Origin of the sequence: Devosia psychrophila (genome assembly GCF_000971275.1) — a bacterium.
Taxonomy (GTDB): domain Bacteria; phylum Pseudomonadota; class Alphaproteobacteria; order Rhizobiales; family Devosiaceae; genus Devosia; species Devosia psychrophila.
This window is the reverse complement of the sequence record NZ_LAPV01000138.1, coordinates 1-23,220: the sequence shown is the minus strand read 5'-3', so window position 1 is coordinate 23,220 and position 23,220 is coordinate 1. Positions and strand designations below refer to the sequence as shown.

Sequence of the window (23,220 nt, the reverse complement as noted above, 5' to 3'; positions counted from 1 at the left end):
ACCTACGACGCCATCATCGATGCCGCTTGTCAGGCATGGCGAAATCTCGTCGACCAGCCGACAACCATAACATCGATCGGCATGCGTGAATGGGCACACACCGGTCAATCGTGAGCGCCGTTGGTATTACACTCTACACGGGGTCGACGGCAGGACGCTTGCGGTTGTCGAGGCCAAGAAATCATCCGCCTTACCTCTCGGTACTACCGATCTAAAATTCAGCCATTATCAGCTTGGCGGACCAGTATTAAAGCCATTGGCAAAAATAATCGAGCAAGCTACGGGGTACTGCCTTAGTAAAGGAACCCCGGTGGCATGCATATCAGACGGAAGTGCTTGAATTTTTTTCCGGGCTCTTCGCACAGATGGCCTTGACGCATCGCAGGGTACGGCCATCGTATTTCCTAATTTGGATGCCGTCGCCGCCCAATTTGCGATTTTCTTCGATTTGCTATCGCACTACGGAATTACGAACGGCAATGCTCTAGCGCAAATTAACAAGGCGGAGGGGGTTCGAGGGAATCCGGCAGAGCATCATTTCTATATCAAGAACCCCGAGGAGGGCGTTCTCGGTCAGAGATCGGAACTAGCCCGAGACTTGGTCGGCGTATTTAGAGAATTCTTCTCAAAGATGTCGTCGGACAATGCTGAGATGATGCGTCAGTGTTTTGTCGACTCGCGAGAGAGTGTCGAAGCCAGCAATCAACTAGAAAGAATCGTATCGCAATTAACAGATGACATAAGATCTCTAGATACGAAACACGGCGAGCAGCTGGTTGAGGAACTTAAGCATGTAATTAAGAATAAAAGGTCTGAGATAGTACTAATCGTCGGAAACAAAGGGTCCGGAAAGTCGACGTTCATAGACCGATTTTTCTCTCACGTCTTGTCACCTATTATAAGAGACGAATGCGCGGTCTGTGTTATCGACGTATCAGCGTATCCCGGCGGAGTTACCGACATTCAACGCTGGATGTCGCTGGAACTTATAGAATCTTTGGAACGCCATGTTTTTGATGATGATCAGGGCGTCGGAAATACTGGCGACTATCAGGGCCTGTTCTTTTCCACGTACCAGCGTTGGAGCCGAGCGACATTTAAAGACTTGTATGAAACCGACAAAGTGGCTTTCAAGAATAAATTTGGCGAACATGTCGAGAGCATGAGGCGTGATCACCCGCAAGAATACGTTCTAGATTTGCTTCGGCAGTTCTCAAATTCTAGAAAAAAACTCTCGTGCATTATCTATGACAACACGGATCAGTTCCCTTCAGATACCCAGAATCTCGTTTTTCAGTATGCAGTGGCTTTAAGAAAGGCAGTAACTTCTTTTGGAATTGTACCGATAACAGATCGGTCAATTTGGCGCCTCTCTAAGGCGGGACCGATTCAGTCCGAAGTTTCGCATACCTTCTATTTGCCCGTTCCGGACCCCACAGCAATTATTAGAAAAAGAGTACAATTCGTCAGAGACATAATAGCTGCTGATGAAAAAAATTCTGGTGAGTATTTCGCTGGCAAGGGCATACGCATCTCCATCAAAAATCTTCAAGCTTTTGCCGAGATCGTTGAGAAAGCGTTCCTCACATCGACTGACGTAACGGCCTTAGTAGGAGCCCTAGCAAATTTCGAAATTAGAAGAATTCTGGAGATAGCGGAAAGAATATTGCTGTCTCATTCTTTCAAAATAGACGATTTGTTCAAAATATATATTGCGAAACAAGACAATCTCTATGTCGATTACAATAAGGTCATAAAGGCGCTTCTTATTGGTAACTATGATCGATTTACGGAGACCGCTAGTAGTTATGTAGCTAATTTGTTTTCGGTGGATCCGCTGAGTCCGGAGAGTCCGCTCATTAGACTGTACCTATTGGATCACCTCAACGCGATCAAAGCAGCATCCTCAACCGTGGAAGACCGCTACGTCAAGGTTATAGAATTGCTGGCACATTTCGAACAGATTGGAGCAAGTAGGGAAAACATTATTCGAATTCTCAAGCATCTCTTCGAGTTTAGATTAGTAGAAAGCTTTGACGGCGCAGAGGAGGAAATTAGCATCGAGTCCCGTGTTGGATGCACGCCGTCGGGGACCGTTCATTTGGAATTGGCGCTTACTAATCCAGCCTATCTAGAGGAAATGGCATATGTGACGGGACTTCGGACTAAGGGCGCCGTCGACCAATTGGACCAGCTAAGGTTTAGGATGAGGGATTCCAAATCTCGCTTGGAGTTCTTCCACACGTTTGCGTCGTACGTTTATGGCGAAGACGGTCAGAAAACCCATCTTCCAACCGCTGACACTTTTAGAAACATGTTGAACGTTCGACGAGGATTCAAGGCACGTTGGATGCGATAAGTCAGCAATGTGCCAATTTCAAATTGCAGTTATCAGCAGCTTCTTTGCGTTAGTCGATCCGGAGTGACACTGCCGCGAAGTACAAGCTGTCGCATTGGGCCGCTGCACCGCCTGCTGACTTGGTTGACTTGCGCACACATGCGCCCACGCCCCCTGCTCATCCTCCCCCTGCTCCTCCTCGCCACCCCGGCCTTGGCCGCCCGCACCGCCACCATCTCCGGCGAACCAACCGCCCATGCCAGCCCGGACGCCGGCGCTGCGGTCACCGGCCATCCGCCCACCGGCGCCACCGTGACGGTTGAACGCTGCACCAGCGACGCGACGCAAAACACCGCCCCCGGCACCAAATTCTCTGCCCCCGGCACCGATGACTGGTGCCTGCTGCGCGGCGTCGGTTGGGTCATGGGCCCGGGCCTGATCAATCTCTCGGCCGACCCCGCGACGCTGCTGCCCGATGATGCCGCTTTCGACCCACTCAAACCCACCACCCCCACCTGGGATGATCTGGAGTCGCCGCCCGACGACGTCCCGGCGCAGCCCTCATTTTAACCGCGAACAAGACTTGTGATCGCCACCCCCTCGACTCCCACCTCAACCCACATTAGAACAAAACAGGAACACAACCCGTCGAGTCCATCATGCTAAGCTTCACCACCGAACTCGCCAATCGCACCACGCGCGAACTCCCCCTCACCCTCGCCGAAGCCAGCCAGATGGCCGAGGCCGGTTTCCGCTTTGCCGAGTTCGAGCCGGAATATGGCCGCTACCGCCTGAGCCGGCCCTATGAGCTGGTGATCATCCGCGACACCAACACCCTGACCATCCGCCAGTAGCGCCGTCTCTCCCGCTTATCCCCACCCGTCACCACCCTGCTATCCTTCCCGGTTTCACACCGGAGACCCAGCATGTCGACCAAGCCCCATCTCAGCCAGCGCGCCATCGTCGCCTATAACCGTTTCTCCAAGGATGTTGCCGCGCTGAACTATGTTCGTCACGTCAAGCCGGGCGGCCCGCTCGGTTCGTCGACTGTGGCCTTGTGCAACCGTCTGGTCACGCTGGCCAACCGGCTGTTTGGACACGAGCCGGGGCTGCAGCGCTTCAGCCGGATCGATCCGGTGACCCCGATGACCCAGAGCGACCTCGTGCTGTTTACCGCGCGGCTGACGGCAGCCAGCACCGCCTTCGAAGAGCGCTACTTCCACCTCACCGAGAGCGGTATTGCGAGCAATCGGGATAACATCTTCGCGCTCGGAAAAGCCTCGCGCTGAAAACTTATCCCCGCCCCCACTGCGGCGTGGCATTCTTGGTGCATTCCTGTTGTCACATGGTGCTTACGCGGCGCCAGGCAGGAAGACCGGCTGTGGGGGCGCCCACGTGGGCATGGGGAAATCTGGCGTGCGCATCTGCAATAACGGTGCGTACGATCCAAACCTGCCTAGAACCCGGATCGTGACGGGCGGCCCTTGGCTCCCATAGACTTAACTAGGTAGAGCCAAAGGCCGCCCGTTACGTGAAACCGCGACGCCATCTGGCCGGGCGGCGCTTTTCGCAGTTTGGATCACAGCCGCCGCAAAAATATCCCGCGCAACTTCTTTCTCGTGCCACCCGTTCCACGTGCCCAACAGCAGGAGAGCTCAAAAAATGGCCAAGGAACATTCGGACGACAGCAAGAAGACCCCCGAGGAAGCCCGCGAGCGCATCTGGGAACTGGCCGAGAAAATCGACATCTGCATGTTCACCACCTGGGATGGCGAGCGCCAGCGCAGCCGCCCCCTCTCCGCCCGCGTCAAGCGCGAAGAGCACGCGATCTATTTCCTGGTCGATGTCGAGGGTTCCAAGAACCACGAGATCGAACAATTCCCTTGGGTGTCGCTCGCCTGGGCCGATAATTCGAACTGGAAATACGTCGTCGTCGAAGGCAAGGCCCTGCTCAGCAACGACCGCGCCAAGATCACCGATCTGTGGGGCGACATGGACCGCGCCTGGTGGGACGACGAAAACGACCCCTCCATCCGCCTGATCACCGTCATTCCCGAAGACGCCGAACTTTGGGATAGCCCCAGCAAGCTCGTCGCCACCGCCAAGATGGCCTTCGCCGCCGTCACCGGCGCCGCCCCCAAGCTGGGCGACAATGCCGAGGTCAAGCTCTAGGGCTTGAAACCGCCACGCCGCTGGCGCATTGGGACTGAAAACGGAGTTCCCATGCGCCAGCCCCTCATGATCGCGGCCCTGCTCGTGGCCACCACGCCGGCCATGGCAATGACCATCAACGCCCGCGTCGCCGGCGGCAATATCGCCATCCACGCCGCCCCGCATGAGGCGTCCGCCGTACAAGGCCGCATCGCCGACGGCACCGAAATCCCCATCGACGAATGCACCCAGGTCGACAGCGACAGCCGCTACGGCTCCTTCGGCGATGCAGGTTATCCCCTCAGCGGCCGCAATGCCGTAAAATGGTGCCACATTACGGATACCGGCTGGGTGCGCCGCGACGGCATAGTGGGCCGTGGCCTGGTCAACGTCACCCCACCCGACTTCGCCGGCCCCGGCTGGTAGCACCGTATTTGCCTAAATGATTGCCGTCACACGTTAGTGCCACGTCATTGGGCAGACTTTCCACAGCCCGACTTGCCAAGCTTCATTTCATTTGTCAGACATATGGCATTGGCCGATTTCTGAGGGAATTGAATTGGCTTAGCAAGGAGGGACACTGCAATGAATTCACTGCTCAAAATCGCCGGGGCGCTGGCTGTCGCAACGGCCTTGACCATACCGGCACTCGCCCAGACGACAGTCGTGGCGCCCGGACAGTCCACGTCCGGCACCTATATGGATTACATGAAAACGGTCTATGACCGCGCCACCTTCGCCGAACTATTGCAGATCCCGATTGCCACCTTCGACAAGGAATTCGAGCTGACGCCGATGGCGGCCGAAAGCTGGAGCCAGTCCGAAGATGGCCTCACCTGGACCTTCAAACTGCGTCCCGGCCTCGTCTGGTCCGATGGCGTGCCGCTCACCGCGACCGACTATGTCTTCGCCCTGCAGCGTGCCGCAACCTCCGGCTATGACTTTGCCTGGTATTGGGATTTTGCCGGCGGCATCAAGGGATGGAAGGAAGTCACCGAAGGCACCGCCGACGTGTCGACCCTAGGTCTTAAGGCCGTCGACGACCTGACGATCGAAGTCACCACCGTCGCGCCCAAGCCTTACCTGCCGTCGGTCACCAGCCTCTGGTACCCGGTTCCCAAGCACAAGGTCGATGAACTCGGCGACGATTGGGCCGTCAACGTCGACAGCATCGTCTCCTCCGGCCCATTCGAAATCGAGAGCTGGGAAAAGTCGAACAACTCCGTCGTCTTCACCAAGTCCGATACCTACACCGGTCCTTGGCAGGCCCAGATCGACCGCCTCGAAATCGATCCGACGCTCGGCGCTCCTGAAGTCGGCCTGCCCGCCTTCCTCGCCGGCGATGCCGACTATTCCTTCCTCAATACCGGCCAGGTTCCAGTCGCGACCCAGCGTTACCCCGATGGCATCCGCAAGAACGCCGTCTTCGCCACCTCGTATATTTCCTACGATCTGGACTCGGCCCCGTTCAACGACGTCAACGTCCGCCGCGCCTTCTACTATGCGGTCGACCGTAACGAGTTGACCTCCACCGTGCTCAAGGACATCGCCATTCCGGCCGGTTCGATCCTGCCGCCCGGCTATCCCGGCTACAACGCCGATATCGCTGCCGAAGCCGTGTTCGATCCCGCAAAAGCCAAGCAGTTCATGGCCGATGCCGGCTTCCCGAACGGCGAAGGCTTCCCGGAAATCGAAATCTGGTACCGCGAAGAAGGCGGCTATAACAGCGCCATCGTCCCGCCCATGGCGCAATACCTGCAGGCCGAGTTCAAGGAAGTCCTCGGCGTCACCATGAACATCCGCGTCCTGCCCGGCGCCGAGTGGATGGATGGCCTGCGCACCAAGAAGAACAACATCTTCATCGCGCCCTACGAATACGATTATCTCGATCCGTCCAACTTCTACGGCATCTTCTACAATGGCGGCCGTCACGGCTACCACATCCCGGAATATGACGCGTTGGTCGCCAAGGCCGATAGCGAAAGCGACTGGGATACCCGCTTCAAGCTCTACGGCGAAGCCGAGCAGATCATGATCGAGCAGGGCCTCATCGTCCCGCTCGTCCACCCCGTCACTATCGCCGTCATCTCCGACCAACTCGGTGGCGATGCCGCACAGCCCAACGCCTTGGGCTTCACCCCGCTCGATCGCCTGGCCCATTACTTCTTCACCCATCTGACGAAGCAGTAGAAGCCAAAGTCGCGCCACACGCGCCGCTCTGCACCTCCCCCGTGACGGGGGAGGTTGGGTGGGGGTGCGAAAGCCCCGATATTCGGGCTCGTGCATCCCCACCTTGATCTCTCCCCAAAACGGGGAGGTGACGACTGATACAAACTCAGGACGCCTATGCCCCTTGTCGAAATTGAAGATCTCAGGGTCAGCTTCAGCCAGTATGGCGGTCAGATCGACGCGGTCCGCGGCATCAGCTTTTCGGTCAACGAAGGCGAAAGCCTCGGCATTGTTGGCGAAAGTGGCTCCGGCAAATCGGTGTCCTGCAGCGCCCTGCTCCGCCTCCTGCCAGCCACCGCGACGGTCAGCGCCAAGTCCATCAAGCTCGACGGCATTGACGTCATGAGGGCCGGAAAGGAAGACCTGGCCCGCCTGCGCGGCCGCTCCGCCGCGATGATTTTCCAGGACCCGATGACCGCCTTCGACCCGGTCTTCAGCATCGGTCACCAGATCGCCGAAACCATCATGTCGCACCGAAAAGTCGGCAAGCGCGAAGCCCTCGCCGAGGCGGAACAGTTGCTGTTGCGCGTCGAGATCAAGAACGCCCGCGATATCCTCCAATATTATCCGCACCAGCTGTCCGGCGGCATGCTGCAGCGCGCCATGATCGCCATGGCCTTGTCCTGCCGGCCCAAGGTGCTGATCGCCGACGAACCGACCACCGCGCTCGACGTCACCATCCAGGCGCAGATCCTGCAGCTCATCAAGAAGGTCCAGGCCGAGTTCGGCATGGCGCTGATCATGATCACCCACGACCTCGGCGTCATCGCCGAAACGGTTGATCGCGTGCTGGTCATGTATGGCGGCGAGGTCATGGAAGAAGGCCCCGTGCAGCAGATTTTCGACGCGCCGCAGCACGCCTACACCAAGGCCCTGCTCGCCAGCCTCAACGCCAGCTTCGAGCCCTCGCGCGGCGACGACAGTGCCACCGCCCCGGCGCTGGAACTGCGCGGCCTCGCCAAGGCCTACCGCATCAAGCGCCGCAAGGGCATCTTCAACAGCTACAGCGATTTCCACGCCGTCCGCCCGGTCGATATCGTCCTGCCCCGCAACCGCATCGTCGGCCTCGTCGGCGAAAGCGGCTCCGGCAAGACCACGACCGGCATGATGGCCATGCGCCTCACCGACCCGACCGCCGGCCAGATCCTCGTCGACGGCACCGACATTTCAAGGCTCGGGCCAGACGCTCTCAAAAGCTTCCGTCGCCGCATGCAAATTGTCTTCCAGGACAGCTATTCGGCCCTCGACCCGATGATGACGCTGACCCAGATCATCGCCGAGCCGCTGCACATCCATGGTGTCGGCACCGCCCGCGAACAGACCGAAAATGCCCTCGCCTGGCTCGAACGCGTCGGCCTGCCACGCAGCTTCGGCAACCGCTACGCACACGAGCTTTCCGGCGGCCAGCGCCAGCGCGTCGCCATCGCCCGCGCCCTCATTTTGGGCCCCACAGTGCTCGTCGCCGACGAACCCACCTCCGCCCTCGACGTCACCGTCAAGGCGCAAATCATCGGTTTGCTCAAGGAACTTCAGGCCGAAATGGGTCTTTCCATCCTGTTCATCAGCCACGACCTGTCGACCGTCAAATCCCTCACCGACAGCGTCGTCGTCATGCATCGCGGCCGCGTCGTCGAGGAAGCGGCAACCGCGCGCATCTTTTCCGACCCGCAGCACCCCTACACCCGCGCCCTGCTCGACGCGATCCCGGCAACAAATCCGCGCGACAAGCGCGAGCGCACTTTCCTTGCCGCCGAACAACTCGAAGCCGCCACCCCCCGCTACACCGTCATCCAGACCGGCCTCGCCCCCAACGCCACGCCCCGCCTGATCACCATCGCCCCCGGCCACCGCGTCGAAGCGATCGTGACGACATGAGGGAGATGATGATGTATCTCGCCCAAACCACCCCCCACCCAGCCTGCCCCTCAAGGGAGGAGGTGCCGTCGGGCGGATTTGGCACAATAGAATCACAACCACCACACGGTACCTCCCCCCTGGCGGGGGAGGCTAGGTGGGGGGGCCGTTTAGCCCCAATCTATGAGGGGACCCACATATGATCGGCTACATCCTCCGCCGCCTCGTCTCCGTCGCGGTCACCTTCATCATCGTCTCGCTCATCATCTTCTTCATGATGCACGCCATCCCCGGCGGTCCGTTCGACGCCAATGACATGCCGGTCTCCCAGGCCGTGCGCGACAAGATGATGGCCAATCTTGGACTCGATCAGCCGCTCTGGGTGCAATACACCCGCTACATGTGGGGCGTGCTGCATTTCGATTTCGGCGTGCCCTATCAAAGCCCCGGCGAAACCGTCACCCAGTTGCTGTCCCGCGCCTGGGTCCCAAGCCTCGTGCTCGGCGGCCTCGGCGTGCTCATCGGCGCCCCACTCGGCATCCTGCTTGGCATGGCCGCCGCGCTCAATCGCAACACCTGGATCGACTACCTCGCCTCCACGGTGGCAACCCTCGGCCTCACCATCCCGGTCTTTGTCACCTCGATGCTGTTGATCCTGGTGTTCGCCGTCTGGCTCAATTGGCTCCCCGCCAGCGGCTGGGGCAAGCCAGAGCGCTGGATATTGCCGATCACCGCCTATGCGCTGATCCCGCTGGCCACCTATGCCCGCTACACGCGCTCGGCCATGCTCGACACCCTCAACAAGCAGTTCGTTACTGTCCTGCGCGCCAAGGGTCTCAGCGAACGCCGCATCGTGTTCCAGCATGTGCTGCGCAATTCGGCCATTCCGCTGGTCACCGTCTTCCTGCCCATGTTCATCGGCACCGCCACCGGCTCCATCTTCGTCGAAGCCATGTTCCGCGTACCGGGCCTCGGCGCCTACTTCGTTTCCTCCATCGAGGGCCGCGACTATCCGCTCGAAATGGCGCTGATGCTGATGATCACCTTCATGTACTGCATCGCCTACCTGCTCAGCGACATCGTCTACGCCCTGATCAATCCGCGCATTCGCGTCGGAGGCGAGCCATGACCGTCGAACTCGCCCCCGTCGTCGTGCCGCCCGCCTATCGCCAGCGCAATCCGCTGTGGTTCGCCTGGCAGCGCTTCATCGGCAACAAGGCTGCCATCGTCGCCGGCACTATCCTGCTGCTGCTGATACTGATGGCGATCTTTGCCCCGCTGATCACCCCGAGCAATCCCGATGCCCAGAGCTTCCTCACCGAAGCCCTTGCTTTCCCCTCGGCGCAACACTGGTTCGGTGTCGATAATCTCGGCCGCGATTTCTACACCCGCATCATCTACGGCTCTCGCGTGTCGCTGACCATCGGCTTCACCGCGGCGCTGTTCAGCATCCTCATCGGCATTCCTCTCGGTGCGCTGGCCGGCTATTTCGGCGGCAAGACCGACTGGTTTATCATGCGCGTCATCGAGCTGTTCTCGGTGGTGCCGCCCCTGCTTGCCGCCATGCTGCTCGGCGCCCTCACCCGCGGCGGCTATTTCACCATCCTGCTGATCGCCGCGCTGTTCGGCTGGGTCCAGGTGTGCCTCCTCGTCCGCGCTCAGGTCAAAGCCCTGCGCGAAAAGGAATTCGTCCGCGCCGCCCAGGCCCTCGGCGCCTCGCCCTGGTACATCATCCGCCGCCATCTCATTCCCAATTCGATCTCCTCGATCATCGTCGGCTTCGTCCTCGCCATACCCCTCGCGATGATGCTCGAAGCCAGCCTCAGCTTCCTCGGCATCGGTGTTCCGCCGCCCACGCCGACCTGGGGCCAGATGATCAACGAGGGCATCGATTTCATGTTCTTTTACTGGCACCTCGCCGTGTTCCCGACCGCCGCCCTCGCCATCACCGTACTGGCAACGACGCTGTTCGGCGACGGCCTGCGCGATGCCCTCGACCCGACCTTGAAAGGCCGCTGAAGTGTCCGAAAATCTCGCCCGGCAGTTCCTCATTCGCGAGGACGTCGTCTTCCTCAACCACGGCTCGTTCGGCGCCTGCCCCCGTCCCGTGTTTGCAAAATATCAAGAGTGGCAGCTCGAACTTGAAGGCCAGCCCGTCGAATTCCTCGGCCGCCGGCTGACCGACCTGTTGCGCGAGCCTCGCATCGCGCTGGCCGCCGAACTCGGCACTACCCAGGACAACATCGTCGGCCTGACCAACGCCACCACCGGCCTCAACATCGTCGCCCAGTCGCTCGACCTCAAGCCCGGCGACCAGATCCTCACCACCGACCACGAATATTCGGCACTGGAAAAAACCTGGGCCTATGTCTGCCGCAAGACCGGTGCCGAGATCGTCGTGGTCAAGGTGCCGCTGCCCCTGCTGACCGAAGCGCAATTCACCGACACCATCATCACCGGCATGACCGACCGCACCAAAGTGCTGTTCCTCAGCCACATCACCTCGCCCACGGCGCTGCTGTTCCCCATCGAGCGCTCGATCGCCGAAGCCCGCAAGCGCGGCATCTGGAGCGTCATCGACGGCGCCCACACCCCCGGCCACATCAAGCTCGACCTCGACGCCCTCGGCGCCGATTTCTATGCCGGCAATTGCCACAAGTGGATGATGTCCCCCAAGGGCTCGGCCTTCCTCCATGCCCGTCCCGAAGTGCAAGGCCTGCTCAACCCGCTGGTTATCTCCCACGGCTGGACGGCTGAATCCAAGCAACCCGGTGCCAGGGGCGCCTTCGGCAATTCCCCCTTTATCGACGAAATTGAAATCCAGGGCACCCGCGACCCCGCCCCATGGCTCACCGTCACCGCCGCGCTCGACTATCGCCGCGACAATGACTGGGACAGCGTTCAGGCCCATTGCCAGGCCCTGGCCCAGGATACCGCGCGCCGCCTCGGCGAATTGACCGGCCTCGCGCCGATCAGCGCCCCCGAATTCTGTGCGCCCCAGATGGTTGCCATGCCAATCCCGGACTGCGATACCGATCAGCTCAAGCTCGATCTCTACGACAAATACAGCATCGAAATCCCGGTCTTCAAATGGCAGGACACCTGCATCTGTCGCCTGTCGGTGCAGGGCTATAATTCCAAGCCCCAGATGGACCTGCTGCTCGAAGCCCTGACCGACCTGCTCGGCCTCAACGCCGCCGCAAACCGCCGTACCGCGTAGCAAGGCTGACAAATCAGGCAAACTATGATGTGTGTCTCGGTGACGACATCCGGAGAGGACAAGGCGCAGTGACACAAGGGGCGTTGAGCTATCTCGAGCCGCTCGAAACCCGCACTCGTGGAGTAGCGGTGCTCGATGCGCTTGCCGATATGGTCGAGCGCTCCGGCCTCAACATCGGCGATCGCCTGCCGCCTGAAGTCTCCCTCGCCGCAACCCTGGGCGTCGGTCGCTCCACTATCCGCGAAGCGCTCAACCGCTGGGAAGGCCTCGGCATCATCCGCCGCCGCCGTGGCGATGGCACCTATCTCTCAGCCCGCGTGCAGACCTCGCGCGGCCTTGTCCCGACCATGGTCCGCCTCGAGGGCGAAGCCCTGCTGAGGCTCATGGAAATCCGCCGCACGCTGGAAAACGACGTGGTCCGCAAGGCCACCCTCAACGCCACCGCCAGCCAGCGCCGCCAGATCACCCAACTCTGCGAAACCCTGCTGATCGAAGTCGATGCCGGCCGCCCCTGGCGCAAGGCCGACCACGCTTTCCACGGCGCCATCTACGACGCCTCGGGCAATCCGATGTATGGCCAACTGCTGCGCAACCTTGACCACGCCCTCGAGCGCGGCGGCTCCTCGCCTTACGCCGCCGACAACTTCGGCCTCGGCTCGTTCCCGATGCACCGCGACCTCGCCGACGCCATCCTCGCCACCGACATCCCCGCCGCCGTAGCCGCCATCAACAGCATCCTCGACTGCGTCGAAATCGAAGTCCGCGCCATCATCGACGGCGGCCGGCTACTCTGACTTTTTGTCTGCGTGTGACGCACTATGACCGGTCGATATTCAGCTCAGGCTGAGACGAAAATGGCGGTGCTCGAGAACCGGAGCGGAGCGTGCGTCGGCACGTGAGCACCGGAAGCGCAGAGCACCGGTATTTGCAGGCCAGCATCAGCTGAATTGCGACTGGTCAGAGCCAGCCCTGCAGCTCCCGCCGCACCATATCCTCGATCATGTCCATCCCACCGGGGCTGGCATTCAAACACGGGATATACGCAAACTTCTCGCCGCCCGCTTCCATGAAGGTTTCGCGGCCCTGCATGTTGATTTCTTCCAGCGTCTCGATGCAGTCCGCCGAAAACGCCGGGGCCAAAATCGCCACCTTCTTGACGCCCTTGCCCGGCAAGGCTTCCAGCGTCTTGTCGGTATAGGGCTCCAGCCACTTGGTCGGCCCGAACCGGCTCTGGAACGTCACCATCAGCTTGGATTTGTCCCAGCCCAGATATTCTCGCACCAGTCGCGTCGTCTTGTAGCACTGGCAATGATAGACATCACCGCGCTCCAGATAGGTCACCGGCATGCCGTGATAGCTGGTGATCACCACGTCAGGCACGAAATCCAGCGCGGCCACGCCATCGCGGATCGAATGCGCGAGCGTCTCGATATACTTCGGATCTTCGAAATAGGCCGGCATGGTGCGCACGGCGGGCTGCCGGCGCATCGTCTTGAACACGTCGAACGCCTTGTCATTGGCCGTGGCGGTCGTCGTCGCCGAATTCTGCGGATAAAGCGGCACCAGCAGGAACTTGGTGCACCCTGCAGCCTGCATCCGCTCCAGCACGCTCTGCGTCGACGGATTGCCGTAGCGCATGGCAAAATCCACCATGACATTGTCATGGCCCGCCAAGCGCTTAGCCAGCGCCTCGCTCTGGTCGCGCGTAATCACCAGCAGCGGGCTTTCGTTCTTTTCCTTGTCCCAGATCTGCTCATAGGCATGGCCGCTCTTTTGCGGCCGCACCGTCAGGATCACCAGGTTGAGGATCGGCCACCACAGCCACTTCGGCGCCTCGATAACGCGCTGATCGCTGAGGAATTCCCTCAGATAGCGCCGCACGCTCCAATAATCGGTAGCGTCCGGTGTACCGAGATTAAGCAGCACTACGCCGATCTTCTGGGGCAGCACGGCAGGATGATCGGGCGGAAGGAAGTCGGACATGATAGCGCCAATTTGGAGGGATTCTAGGCTGGCGGGCACCATAACCCCTCCTCCATCATCTGCAAGGCGGCGATGGGTCGCGCCAGTCGAAGTGATCCACTCGAGCCGCGACCGCTACAAACTCGCAATCAACAGCAACACGCCAAAGCACAGCACCCCGACCGCCGCCAGCAATTCCACCCACCACACCACCGCAGCCGTCACCGGATTGTCCGCCCCGCCGATCCGCCGCGCCAGCCCCTTGGCCGTCACCGCAATCGTCGCCAGCAGCGACACCGTGATGGCCGTCCCCAGCCCCATCAGCAGCACCGCTGCGATGCCTGCCGCCAGCACACCCTGCGACAGCGCAAACACCAGCACCACCAGCGCCCCCGAACATGGACGCATCCCTACCGCCAGCACCACGCCAATCTGCTCCCGCAAACTGCCCACCGCCGCCTGCGGCGTCACCACATGCGCATGCCCATGATCGTCGTGATCGTGATGCTCATGCCCATGATTATGCCCCTCATGCCCATGCAGGTGCTCGTGCGCCTTATGCGCCATATCCTCATGGTGATGCTGATGCCCCCCGCCAAACACCTTCCGCGCCACCAGCCACAGGCCGAGCAGCGCCACCAGAGCGTATGAGGCGATGCCGATCCAGTTCGCCATGTCGCCCATGGCAATGCTGGTCATCCCCAGCACGCCCGCCGCAATCATCACGAACACGATTGCCACCAGCGATTGCAGCAATGCCGAAATCACGCTCAGCGTCACCCCCCGCCGAAGCTGCGTCTCGTTGGCCAGCATATACGACGAGATCACCACCTTGCCGTGACCCGGCCCCGCCGCATGGAACACGCCATACAAAAAGCTCAGGCCCCCAAGCAGCCAGAACGCCGTCCAGTCCTGCTTCAGCGCGCCCAGAGCGGTATTCATCGCCAAGTAGAAGTCGCGCTGCTGCGTCTGCAGCCAGCCGAAAAACCCGGTCCGCGGCAGGTTCAGGCCAGGTTCCGGCGGCGGCCCGCCAAACGGCAACACAGCCCGCGCTTCCGCCACCTGGTTGACCGCATCCAGCGCATTGGTCGCGTCCACATGCGGCGCGGCGGGCAGGCTGCCGTCACAACTGACCACGATCATGCCCTGCGTGCCGCGCATCGCCGCCGCGAGCTCGGGCGGCAGTTCCGTAACTTCCGAGCCCAGCGCAAAAAGCCGCGTCTGCAGCTCGTCGCTCATCTCCTTGGGCGGATCGAGCCGCACGCCACAAGCCGCCGGCGCGTTCTCCAGCGTCACGTCCGCAACGCCTGCAAAGCCGATGGCGACGTAATATTCGGGGTCATAAACCCCCAGCTCGAAAGCCGCGCCCACCGGCCGCGGCGTCGTCGCCTTGAGCGAATAGGATAGCGTCGTGCGCTCACCCTCATAGACCATGCGCTGGTCGCCGACCGGCGTGAAGCTCATCAGGTCATCGGACGAACCGGCAAAAGTGTAAAACCCGAACTCGGCCAGCCCGCTCATGTTCTCGTCGGCCAGCGGCTGCAGTTCCTCGGGGCTAGTCACCCGGTCACCATTGGTATCCAGCCCCTGCACCACCCAGGCCGAAAACGCCCGGTCAAAGGTCCACTCATTCTTGAGCCCGATGACATTCCCGCCATCGTCGAACACCACCGTGACCTTGGCATCGATCAAAATATGCGGATGCGCCATCGCCGGCGTCGCCAGGCCAAGCAAGCCAAAAACTGCCGCCGCAATACGGAGCCGGGAAGAAGTGAATTTCAAGTGGGGCACCAGGGAGTGTTGAGAGTCGCGTCAGGGCGAGGCGAAGAGGATAGTGTTCGACAACGGGAGCGGAGCGTATATCGGTACGTGACCACCGGAAGCGCGGAACGCTGCACTTTGCAGTCCGACATCACGCGAATATCGACACTCCCTTAATGGATGGGATGCGTGGCAAACCAATCAACCAGATGATCGATTAGCGCCCTCACCTTTCCCGCCAGATGCCGGCGATGCGGATACACCGCTTGCAGCGTCTGGCCGGTCGGCAGGAAGTCCGTCAGCACGGGAACCAGTTCCCCGCTGAACACTGCCGGCTCCGCCAGATAGGACGGCAGTACGACAAATCCGAGACCCATGATCGCGGCCTTGCGCGCCGCCAGAGGTGAGTTGACCCTCAGCGGCCCATTTACCGGCACCGAGATGGTCTTGCCGTCTTCTACGAACCGCCAGTTGGACTGCCCCTGCAGGTTCACGTCGATGATGCAGGGCAACTGCCGCAAATCTTCGGGATGCTTGGGGGTACCAAACTGCTTGAGCAATTCTGGCGCCGCCCCTACCACCACATGCATGTCGGCAATCTTGCGGGCGATCAGCGAGGAATCGGCCAGCGTCGAAATCCGCAGCGCTACGTCGATCCCCTCGTCCACCAAGTCGACGTAGCGATCTTCCAGCCGCAGATCCAAAGTCACCTTCGGATACTTCTTGAGATACTCGTAAATCGCCGGCGCCAGCGTCGTTTCGCCGAAATTGCGCGGCGCCGAAACCCGCAACATCCCCCGCGGCTCCGCCGTCTGGTCAGTAATCGTGGCGTCCAGATCATCCAACTGCTGCAGCAGCGCGCTGGCCTCGCGGTAATAAGCCTCGCCCGCCTCGGTCAGGCTCAGCTTGCGCGTCGTCCGGTTCATCAGCCGCACGCCAAGATAATCCTCGAGATCGGTCACATACTTGCTGAGCAGCGCTTTGGAGCGCCCATGCTGCCGCGCAGCCGCCGAAAATCCGCCGGAATCAAACACTTGAACGAATGCACGTATCCGGGCGAGGTCCTGCGTCATGGCGTTCCGTTCACGAAATCATCGTAATAAGTGCATAACTCATGTGCGCTGGCTGAACAATAACCGGCCTTGGTCCCTCCACGATTAACGATAGGATGGGATGGTCAATGACGCGCCCAAGGAGTTCGGACTATTTTCCCACCCATGGCCAGACCTTCATCCCGTTCCACGCTCTATAGGCTCATCGAAGCCGGGCAACTTGCGCATCAGGCGCTGTTGCAGCCATTGCTGGAGCGCGGTCTTGAACCCGGTGACGATGCCATCCTTTTCGAGCTGGGCCGTGCCGGTACCACCGAGGTCGAACTCGCCGCCGAGCTCGGGCTAACCGAAATATCGCTGACCACCCGCCTGTCGCGCCTGCTCGACCGTGGCCTTGTTACCCGCCAGGCCGTCGGTCCCGAGCTGGCCTCCGGCGTCGCCCTGACCGAACGCGGCACCCGCATTCGCAACGGCCTGGCCGAACATTGGGCCCAGCTCGAAGAAGCCCTGATGGGCGAACTCAAGCCCAAGCAGCGCAAGAAACTCGGCGAACGCCTCAAACGTTTTGTAGACCTGTTACACCTGTGAACGGATTCTCAACAAACCTGAAGAGGGCATTCAGGTGCCGTTCATCCGGGAAATGGTTATCTCCACATCAACAGGCAGCAATGCCCAACAGATGAAGGAGATCAACATGGATTTCAGCAAGAAGATCATGGCAGGCGGCCTGGCAACCCTGGCGCTTCTGGCGACGGCTGGCGCCGCTTTCGCCGCCCCCGCTTACGCCACCGGCAACGTCAACGTCCGCTCGGGCCCAGGCACTGGCTACAGCCAGGTCGACGTGCTGCGTCGCGGCGAACAGGTCGAAGTCGTGCAGTGCCGCGGTAGCTGGTGCTTTATCGAAAAGCGCGGCCCCGATGGCTGGGTCTCGGCCAATTATCTCGATCGTGGCGGTCGCCCCGGCGGCGGTTGGGACAATGGTCCGGGTTGGGATAACGGCCCCGGCTGGAACAATCCGCGCCCACCGCGTCCGCCACACTGGAATCCACGCCCGCCACGCCCGCAGCCCCAGCCTTGGCCTGGCTACGATAACGGCTACAACCCCGGCTATCCCGGCTACAACAACGGCGGCGGCAGCGTCTGCTTCAATGGCCCGAACGGCTACTTCTGCGCCGGCAACTAATCCACTATTCAGCGCCGCCCTTCGGGGCGGCGTTTTTGTTTGGTCCGGCTCATCAAAGTGGCCTGTGATCCTTTCGCTGGAATGACGCGTATAGTTCTCATCATTCCGGCGTGGAGCCATACCGTGACCAAATACCTGATCCTTTACGCAGCCGCCGCCGTGATCTTTTTCCCGCTGGATTTCATCTGGCTCTCGACTATGGGCAAGACCTTCTACCAGAAGGAAATGGGTAGCCTGCTGCTGCCAAACCCCAATCTGGTCATCGCCGGCCTGTTCTACCTGGCCTACCTCGTCGGCGTCGTCATCTTGGTCGCGGCCCCTGCCGAAGGCGATGTGGTCAAAGCCCTGATCTACGGCGCCGTGCTCGGCTTCGTCGCCTACGGCACCTACGACCTTACCAACCTCTCCACAGTCAACGGCTTCACCCCCGCCGTCGCCATGGTAGACATGGCTTGGGGCACAGCCCTAACCGCCGCCAGCGCCGCCGGCAGCGTCTGGATAGCGAAGTTTTTCGCGTAAGCGAGAGCGCAAGAAAGAATACCCCCACCTAGCCTCCCGCTGAAAGGGGGAGGAATCCGGCCGGTGTTCGCCCTCAATCTAGCCAAAAACTGGATAGAATTCCTCCCCCTCATCAGGGGGAGGCCAGGCGGGGGTACCCGCTTAGTGTAAGCTTGGACTCCTAAACCTCCCCCTCAATCGGGCCCCGTCACAACCTCCTGCGGCACCACAATCTTCCGCATCCGCTCCCGCGCCATCACCACAAGTCCTGCCGCGACGATGATCCCCGCGCCCACCAGCGATATCGGATCAATCCACTCATTGAAAACCACCGCACTCAGCACAATCGCCCACGGCAGCGAGAAATAGTTGAACGGCTGTACCGTGCTTGCCGGCGCCATCGACAGCGCAAAAATCATCAGCCCATGCCCAAGACAGGTCGTGACCACGATCGCCAGCAATAGCAGCACATCGCCCCAACCCATCGGCTGCCAGTAAAAAATGCCAACGGCGCTCGACAGCACCAGTCCGACGATGCCCGTATAGGCCATGCTGGTCGCCGCGCTATCCATGCCGCTGACCTTGCGGGTGATGACGATATAGATCGAGTAAAGCACCGAAGACATCAGCGCAAAGCCCACGCCCAAATCCAGCGCTAGCCCACCGGGCCGAACGATCACCAGCGCGCCGATAAAGCCAACGCCCACCGCTACGAAGCGGAACACGCCGACTTTCTCGCCAAGAATGGGAATAGCAAACAGCGTCACCAGCAGCGGATAGACCAGTGAGATCGCCTGCAACTCACCCAGCGGCACGCTTTGCAGCGCCCGCGCAAAGCACCAAATCTCGATGATAAGCAGTGCCCCGCGCACAAACTGCCATACCGGCACTTTCGATTTCAGCGCCTGACGCAGCGGCGCCTGCCGCATTACCAGAAACAGCGAAAACAGCGCAAAGCCCCAGTAGCGCATCATAGTGATCTGGAAAGGCGAATAGGTCTGCACCAGCGTCTTGGACATCGCGTCCTGCACGCCAAAGACGCCAATGGTGATGATGGTGAGCAGGATCGCCCGGCCGATATTGTCGACGCGGGTATCACTGGCGAGCGAGGTCATATTGGGTGCAATCGGCTGAACAATAAAGCGCCCCAGCTATGTACAGCCGGGGCGCCCGAAGCTTTATCGAAAAGTTCAGGCCTTGGCCATGTTCGACTTAATCAGTCCGGCGATCGCTGTCAGAATGCCGCCGCCCACCAGACCGGTCGCGCCCTGACCTGCCAGCGCTGCAAAATCCACACCGCCGGTTGTACCGGCAGCACCCGCCGCGGCACCAACCAGCCCGCCGAGGCCAGGTATCATGCCCGCCAGCCACGTGACTGCAATACCGCCGACCGCGCCGACGATCGAATTACCGGCAGTACCGAGATTGAGTGATTTGACGACTTGTCCGATAATGTTGCCGCCAGCACCGCCGGCAATAAGCTGGATCAGAATAGGCAGGATGACTTCCATTTGATTCCCCCTCATGAAATGTCGGCAGGGCCCCAGCTCTGCAGCGACACGACGAGCCTACGCCCGAACTCCAGGCAACAAAAGGACAGAGCTACTGTCTGAACCTGTCAGCAGGCCGGGTTAATCCAGCGTGCCAAAGCATTGAAGAAAGCCGCCAAAACGGCCTATGATCCCCCAAAGGTTGCCCACGCAAATCATGTCGAATCGTACCGCCCAAACCTCTGCCCCATCCGTCGCTCTGGTCACCGGAGCCGGCGACCGCATTGGTGCAGCCATCGCCAAAAAACTCGCCCAAGCCGGCCATGCGGTCATCATCCACTATCGCGGCAATGCCGAAGGCGCCCGCGCGGTCCGCAACGACATCCGCGCCAATGGCGGCCAGGCAGAAATGCTCAAGGCAGACCTTGCCAAGCGCACCCAGCGTGCCACCGTCGTTGCCAAGGCGGCCAGCCATTTCGGCCCCCTCACGGTCCTGATCAACAACGCCTCGATGTTCGATCCCGACAGCGCCCGCGATGTCGATGAAGCGCTCTGGGACCAGCATTTCGCCATCCACGCCGAGGCGCCGATTTTCCTCGCCCGCGATTTTGCCGTCCAGCTCCCCGAAGGCGTTGACGGCAACATCATCAACCTCGTCGACGAACGCGTGCTGCATCCGACGCCGGCCTACTTCAGCTACAGCCTCTCCAAATCCGTGCTCTGGACTGCCACCCGCACGCTCGCCCAGTCCTTGGCGCCCGCCATCCGCGTCAACGCCATCGGTCCTGGCCCGGTGTTGCCGCATTCGCGCCAAAGCCAGGCCGAATTCGACAAATCCATTGCCGCACTTCCTTTGCAGCGCCACGCCGGGCCTGACGCCATCGCCGATGGTGTCATAATGTTGCTCAACACGCCGACCATGACAGGCCAGATGCTCGCGCTCGATGGCGGCGAACATCTGGAATACCTGCCAAAGAGCAAACCCACGCCCCGCGCATGACCAACGAAGCCACGCCCAACAATTTGCCGACAGTCAGCGGCCCCGAAGCCATTCGCAGCTTCGTCCGCACGCTGCCCGCCGCCCCTGGCGTCTACCGCATGATCGATGCGGCCGGCGAAGTCATGTATGTCGGCAAGGCGCGTAATCTCAAGGCTCGGGTCACCAACTACACCCGCCCCGATGGTCTCGAAGTCCGCCTGCAGCGCATGATCGCCGCAACGGTCAGCATGGAATTCGTCCGCACCGAGACCGAGTCGGAAGCGTTGCTGCTCGAAGCCAACATGATCAAGCGACTCAAGCCCCGCTTCAACGTGCTGCTGCGCGACGACAAGAGCTTTCCATATATCCTGATTGCCACCGATCACGAGGCGCCCGAGCTGACCAAGCACCGCGGCAGCCGTCGTCGCGAGGGTCACTACTTCGGCCCCTTCGCATCCGCAACCGCCGTTGGACGCACCATCGCCAGCCTGCAAAAGGCCTTCCTGTTGCGCAATTGCTCGGACAGTTTTTACGCCGCTCGCACCCGCCCCTGCCTGCAGCACCAGATCAAGCGCTGCGCCGCCCCCTGCACCCGCGAGATTAGCCTCGAAGGCTATGGCGAGCTGGTCGAGGACGCCCGCCAGTTCCTCTCCGGCAAATCCAGCGCCGTGCGAAACCATCTGCAAGCCGACATGACCAAGGCCGCCGAACGGCTCGATTTCGAGCGCGCTGCGCTAATCCGCGATCGCCTCGGCGCCCTCGCCCTCGTCCAGTCCCAAGGCGACGCCACCGCCAAGACCGTCGAAGAAGCCGACGTTTTCGCCATCCACCACGAAGGCGGCCAGTTCTGCGTCCAGGTGTTCTTCTTCCGCGCCTTCCAAAACTGGGGCAATTACCCCTATCGCCCGCGCGCCGACGCCAGCCTCACCGACGCCGAAGTGCTAGAAGCCTTCATCGGCCAGTTCTACGAAAACCGCACCCCCGCCCGCCTCGTTCTGATCAGCCATGACCTCGCCGAACCCGACGTCATGGAAGAGGCGCTCGCCACCCGCGCCGGCCGCCGCGTCTATATCGAACAGCCCAAGCGCGGCGAAAAACGCGACCTGGTCAATCACGCCCTCAACAATGCCCGCGAAGCCCTCGGCCGCCAGCTCGCCGAAGGTGCAACCAATCGTACCCTGCTCGAAGGCGTTGCCAACTGCTTTGGCCTCGACGAGCCGCCGCGCCGCATCGAAGTCTATGACAACTCACACATCTCCGGCACCAACGCCGTCGGCGCCATGATCGTGGCAGGCGAGGAGGGCTTTTCCAAAAAGCACTACCGCACCTTCAACATCAAGTCCGACATCTCCGCCGGCGACGATTTCGGCATGATGCGCGAAGTCCTGACCCGCCGCTTCACCCGCCTGGTCAATGACAGCGACGACGACGCCGAAGATGAAAACACCGGCATGCCGGATTGGCCCGATGTCGTCTTCATCGACGGCGGCGCCGGCCAGCTCAGCGCCGTGCGCGGCGTCATCGCCGAGTTGAACTTGCAGAAGGAAGTTATTTTCATCGGCATCGCCAAGGGCGAGGAGCGCGACGCTGGCCGCGAAAAATTCTTCATGGAAGGCCGCGAAGCCTTCATGCTGCCCCATCGCGATCCAGTTCTCTACTACGTCCAGCGGCTGCGCGACGAGGCCCACCGCTTCGCCATCGGCACCCACCGCGCCAAGCGCAAGAAAGACCAGATAAGCAATCCGCTCGACGAAATCGAAGGCATCGGCCCCACCCGCAAACGCGCCCTGCTCAACCACTTCGGCTCCGCCAAAGCCGTCGGCCGCGCCTCCCTAACCGATCTCGAAGCCGTCCCCACCATCTCCAAAGCCATGGCCCAGCTGGTCTACGACCACTTCAACCGCAGCTGAAAACCGGCCGCAGGCTCTCAGGGATTGACCGGCGCGCAGCGCCGTGAGGGTGCAATGCTGCTGTTCTACACCGCTATCTCCCACCCACAATGTCATCCCGGCGAAGGCCGGGACCCATCCTGAGATCCAACCCACGCCGCGAGATCGCGGTGCCCAATACAGCTACCTTGCGGCTACCACGCCATCTCGGGATGGATCCCGGCCTCCGCCGGGATGACACCGTGTTTGGTGATACTGATCACCTCGCCCCTCCGGGAAGAGGTCGGCGCAAAGCGCCTGGTGAAGGGTGGGATGCCGGAAAAGGGCTACAGGTCCCAGCATCCCGCCCCTCACCCCACCCTCTCCCCAGAGCGGCGAGGGAACCCCGTCCAGCATCCTTCAAATACTTATCCCCGCCCGCCATGCTATCCCGCATACTCCACCCCATCTTCACAACAGAGCTAGTCATGACGAGTGACGAGCGTGAAGACTGCCGGGAATGGGAGGTCGCTCCTGTTGCGTGCGGGGAAATCGGGCGCGCTGGTCTGCGATAATGGCCAGCACGATCCCAACCCACGACAAATCCCGACTTGGTGGCGAGGCGATTGCCTCAC

General features: G+C 61.0%; 22 protein-coding genes. 17 read left to right on the top strand and 5 right to left on the bottom strand.

Going from position 1 to position 23,220, the window contains the following annotated elements:
* Positions 1-409 precede the first annotated feature (409 nt).
* The 12 genes from WH91_RS14900 (at position 410) to WH91_RS14845 (ending at position 12,586) form a co-directional block, all read left to right on the top strand.
* Entirely contained in the window at positions 410-2,359 is a 1,950-nt protein-coding gene (locus WH91_RS14900; protein ID WP_046171803.1) for a P-loop NTPase family protein, read from the top strand.
* A gap of 123 nt (positions 2,360-2,482) precedes the next feature.
* On the top strand, positions 2,483-2,908 hold the full coding sequence (locus WH91_RS14895) for a hypothetical protein (protein ID WP_144408377.1): 426 nt from the start codon (positions 2,483-2,485) through the stop codon (positions 2,906-2,908).
* A gap of 89 nt (positions 2,909-2,997) precedes the next feature.
* Positions 2,998-3,192: a hypothetical protein gene (locus WH91_RS14890; RefSeq protein ID WP_046171801.1), complete on the top strand. Its 195-nt coding sequence runs from the start codon at positions 2,998-3,000 to the stop codon at positions 3,190-3,192.
* Positions 3,193-3,264: 72 nt separating this feature from the next.
* Positions 3,265-3,627 carry a hypothetical protein gene (locus tag WH91_RS14885; protein ID WP_046171800.1) on the top strand — a complete coding sequence of 121 codons (363 nt, stop codon included), beginning with the start codon at positions 3,265-3,267 and terminating at the stop codon, positions 3,625-3,627.
* Positions 3,628-4,000: 373 nt separating this feature from the next.
* Positions 4,001-4,510: a pyridoxamine 5'-phosphate oxidase family protein gene (locus tag WH91_RS14880; protein ID WP_046171799.1), complete on the top strand. Its 510-nt coding sequence runs from the start codon at positions 4,001-4,003 to the stop codon at positions 4,508-4,510.
* A 51-nt stretch (positions 4,511-4,561) separates the two neighbouring features.
* Positions 4,562-4,915 (top strand): hypothetical protein, encoded by a 354-nt coding sequence (locus WH91_RS14875; protein ID WP_046171798.1) that lies wholly within the window; start codon positions 4,562-4,564, stop codon positions 4,913-4,915.
* A gap of 159 nt (positions 4,916-5,074) precedes the next feature.
* Positions 5,075-6,679, top strand: coding sequence for a peptide ABC transporter substrate-binding protein (locus WH91_RS14870; RefSeq protein WP_046171797.1), 1,605 nt, complete (start codon positions 5,075-5,077; stop codon positions 6,677-6,679).
* 156 nt (positions 6,680-6,835) lie between these two features.
* Positions 6,836-8,593 carry an ABC transporter ATP-binding protein gene (locus WH91_RS14865; RefSeq protein WP_046171796.1) on the top strand — a complete coding sequence of 586 codons (1,758 nt, stop codon included), beginning with the start codon at positions 6,836-6,838 and terminating at the stop codon, positions 8,591-8,593.
* 178 nt (positions 8,594-8,771) lie between these two features.
* Positions 8,772-9,701, top strand: coding sequence for an ABC transporter permease (locus tag WH91_RS14860; protein ID WP_046171795.1), 930 nt, complete (start codon positions 8,772-8,774; stop codon positions 9,699-9,701).
* Positions 9,698-10,591: an ABC transporter permease gene (locus tag WH91_RS14855; RefSeq protein WP_046171794.1), complete on the top strand. Its 894-nt coding sequence runs from the start codon at positions 9,698-9,700 to the stop codon at positions 10,589-10,591. Before WH91_RS14860 ends, WH91_RS14855 begins: the two co-directional genes overlap by 4 nt.
* A gap of 1 nt (position 10,592) precedes the next feature.
* A complete protein-coding gene (locus WH91_RS14850) occupies positions 10,593-11,792 on the top strand; it encodes an aminotransferase class V-fold PLP-dependent enzyme (RefSeq protein ID WP_046171793.1) in 1,200 nt (399 codons plus the stop codon).
* A gap of 68 nt (positions 11,793-11,860) precedes the next feature.
* Positions 11,861-12,586 carry a FadR/GntR family transcriptional regulator gene (locus WH91_RS14845; protein ID WP_046171792.1) on the top strand — a complete coding sequence of 242 codons (726 nt, stop codon included), beginning with the start codon at positions 11,861-11,863 and terminating at the stop codon, positions 12,584-12,586.
* A 163-nt stretch (positions 12,587-12,749) separates the two neighbouring features.
* Here WH91_RS14845 and hemH read toward each other — a convergent pair whose 3' ends face one another.
* The 3 genes from hemH to WH91_RS14830 all read right to left on the bottom strand — a co-directional run bounded on the left by hemH (position 12,750) and on the right by WH91_RS14830 (position 16,588).
* Positions 12,750-13,775 carry a ferrochelatase gene (gene hemH, locus WH91_RS14840; protein ID WP_046171807.1) on the bottom strand — a complete coding sequence of 342 codons (1,026 nt, stop codon included), beginning with the start codon at positions 13,773-13,775 and terminating at the stop codon, positions 12,750-12,752.
* Positions 13,776-13,889: 114 nt separating this feature from the next.
* Positions 13,890-15,536, bottom strand: a complete 1,647-nt coding sequence (locus WH91_RS14835; RefSeq protein ID WP_143078204.1) for a HoxN/HupN/NixA family nickel/cobalt transporter — start codon at positions 15,534-15,536, stop codon at positions 13,890-13,892.
* Positions 15,537-15,688: 152 nt separating this feature from the next.
* Positions 15,689-16,588 carry a LysR family transcriptional regulator gene (locus WH91_RS14830; RefSeq protein WP_046171791.1) on the bottom strand — a complete coding sequence of 300 codons (900 nt, stop codon included), beginning with the start codon at positions 16,586-16,588 and terminating at the stop codon, positions 15,689-15,691.
* 144 nt (positions 16,589-16,732) lie between these two features.
* Between WH91_RS14830 and WH91_RS22705 the strand changes: the two genes are divergently transcribed.
* The 3 genes from WH91_RS22705 to WH91_RS14815 all read left to right on the top strand — a co-directional run bounded on the left by WH91_RS22705 (position 16,733) and on the right by WH91_RS14815 (position 18,269).
* On the top strand, positions 16,733-17,155 hold the full coding sequence (locus WH91_RS22705) for a MarR family winged helix-turn-helix transcriptional regulator (RefSeq protein WP_052952861.1): 423 nt from the start codon (positions 16,733-16,735) through the stop codon (positions 17,153-17,155).
* A gap of 106 nt (positions 17,156-17,261) precedes the next feature.
* The gene (locus tag WH91_RS14820; RefSeq protein WP_158409576.1) at positions 17,262-17,750 is read left to right on the top strand and encodes an SH3 domain-containing protein; all 489 of its coding nucleotides are present in this window, start codon (positions 17,262-17,264) and stop codon (positions 17,748-17,750) included.
* A 123-nt stretch (positions 17,751-17,873) separates the two neighbouring features.
* Complete coding sequence (locus WH91_RS14815; protein WP_248305824.1) at positions 17,874-18,269, top strand: DUF2177 family protein; 396 nt, start codon at positions 17,874-17,876, stop codon at positions 18,267-18,269.
* 173 nt (positions 18,270-18,442) lie between these two features.
* Here WH91_RS14815 and WH91_RS14810 read toward each other — a convergent pair whose 3' ends face one another.
* Entirely contained in the window at positions 18,443-19,363 is a 921-nt protein-coding gene (locus WH91_RS14810) for a DMT family transporter (RefSeq protein ID WP_046171789.1), read from the bottom strand.
* Positions 19,364-19,438: 75 nt separating this feature from the next.
* Positions 19,439-19,759 (bottom strand): hypothetical protein, encoded by a 321-nt coding sequence (locus tag WH91_RS14805; RefSeq protein ID WP_046171788.1) that lies wholly within the window; start codon positions 19,757-19,759, stop codon positions 19,439-19,441.
* A 196-nt stretch (positions 19,760-19,955) separates the two neighbouring features.
* Between WH91_RS14805 and WH91_RS14800 the strand changes: the two genes are divergently transcribed.
* Both WH91_RS14800 and uvrC read left to right on the top strand, forming a co-directional pair.
* Entirely contained in the window at positions 19,956-20,738 is a 783-nt protein-coding gene (locus WH91_RS14800) for an SDR family oxidoreductase (RefSeq protein ID WP_052952859.1), read from the top strand.
* A complete protein-coding gene (gene uvrC, locus WH91_RS14795; RefSeq protein ID WP_052952858.1) occupies positions 20,735-22,627 on the top strand; it encodes an excinuclease ABC subunit UvrC in 1,893 nt (630 codons plus the stop codon). The genes WH91_RS14800 and uvrC overlap by 4 nt, the downstream gene beginning before the upstream one ends.
* Positions 22,628-23,220: the final 593 nt, after the last annotated feature.

What these genes read in the sequence shown, in the direction of transcription:
- WH91_RS14890 (WP_046171801.1), top strand. Translation starts at nt 2,998, where the DNA reads ATGCTAAGCTTCACCACCGAACTCGCCAATCGCACCACGCGCGAACTC.
- WH91_RS14885 (WP_046171800.1), top strand. Translation starts at nt 3,265, where the DNA reads ATGTCGACCAAGCCCCATCTCAGCCAGCGCGCCATCGTCGCCTATAAC.
- WH91_RS14880 (WP_046171799.1), top strand. Translation starts at nt 4,001, where the DNA reads ATGGCCAAGGAACATTCGGACGACAGCAAGAAGACCCCCGAGGAAGCC.
- WH91_RS14875 (WP_046171798.1), top strand. Translation starts at nt 4,562, where the DNA reads ATGCGCCAGCCCCTCATGATCGCGGCCCTGCTCGTGGCCACCACGCCG.
- WH91_RS14870 (WP_046171797.1), top strand. Translation starts at nt 5,075, where the DNA reads ATGAATTCACTGCTCAAAATCGCCGGGGCGCTGGCTGTCGCAACGGCC.
- WH91_RS14865 (WP_046171796.1), top strand. Translation starts at nt 6,836, where the DNA reads ATGCCCCTTGTCGAAATTGAAGATCTCAGGGTCAGCTTCAGCCAGTAT.
- WH91_RS14860 (WP_046171795.1), top strand. Translation starts at nt 8,772, where the DNA reads ATGATCGGCTACATCCTCCGCCGCCTCGTCTCCGTCGCGGTCACCTTC.
- WH91_RS14855 (WP_046171794.1), top strand. Translation starts at nt 9,698, where the DNA reads ATGACCGTCGAACTCGCCCCCGTCGTCGTGCCGCCCGCCTATCGCCAG.
- hemH (WP_046171807.1), bottom strand. Translation starts at nt 13,775, where the DNA reads ATGTCCGACTTCCTTCCGCCCGATCATCCTGCCGTGCTGCCCCAGAAG.
- WH91_RS14830 (WP_046171791.1), bottom strand. Translation starts at nt 16,588, where the DNA reads ATGACGCAGGACCTCGCCCGGATACGTGCATTCGTTCAAGTGTTTGAT.
- WH91_RS22705 (WP_052952861.1), top strand. Translation starts at nt 16,733, where the DNA reads ATGGCCAGACCTTCATCCCGTTCCACGCTCTATAGGCTCATCGAAGCC.
- WH91_RS14820 (WP_158409576.1), top strand. Translation starts at nt 17,262, where the DNA reads ATGGATTTCAGCAAGAAGATCATGGCAGGCGGCCTGGCAACCCTGGCG.
- WH91_RS14810 (WP_046171789.1), bottom strand. Translation starts at nt 19,363, where the DNA reads ATGACCTCGCTCGCCAGTGATACCCGCGTCGACAATATCGGCCGGGCG.
- WH91_RS14805 (WP_046171788.1), bottom strand. Translation starts at nt 19,759, where the DNA reads ATGGAAGTCATCCTGCCTATTCTGATCCAGCTTATTGCCGGCGGTGCT.
- WH91_RS14800 (WP_052952859.1), top strand. Translation starts at nt 19,956, where the DNA reads ATGTCGAATCGTACCGCCCAAACCTCTGCCCCATCCGTCGCTCTGGTC.
- uvrC (WP_052952858.1), top strand. Translation starts at nt 20,735, where the DNA reads ATGACCAACGAAGCCACGCCCAACAATTTGCCGACAGTCAGCGGCCCC.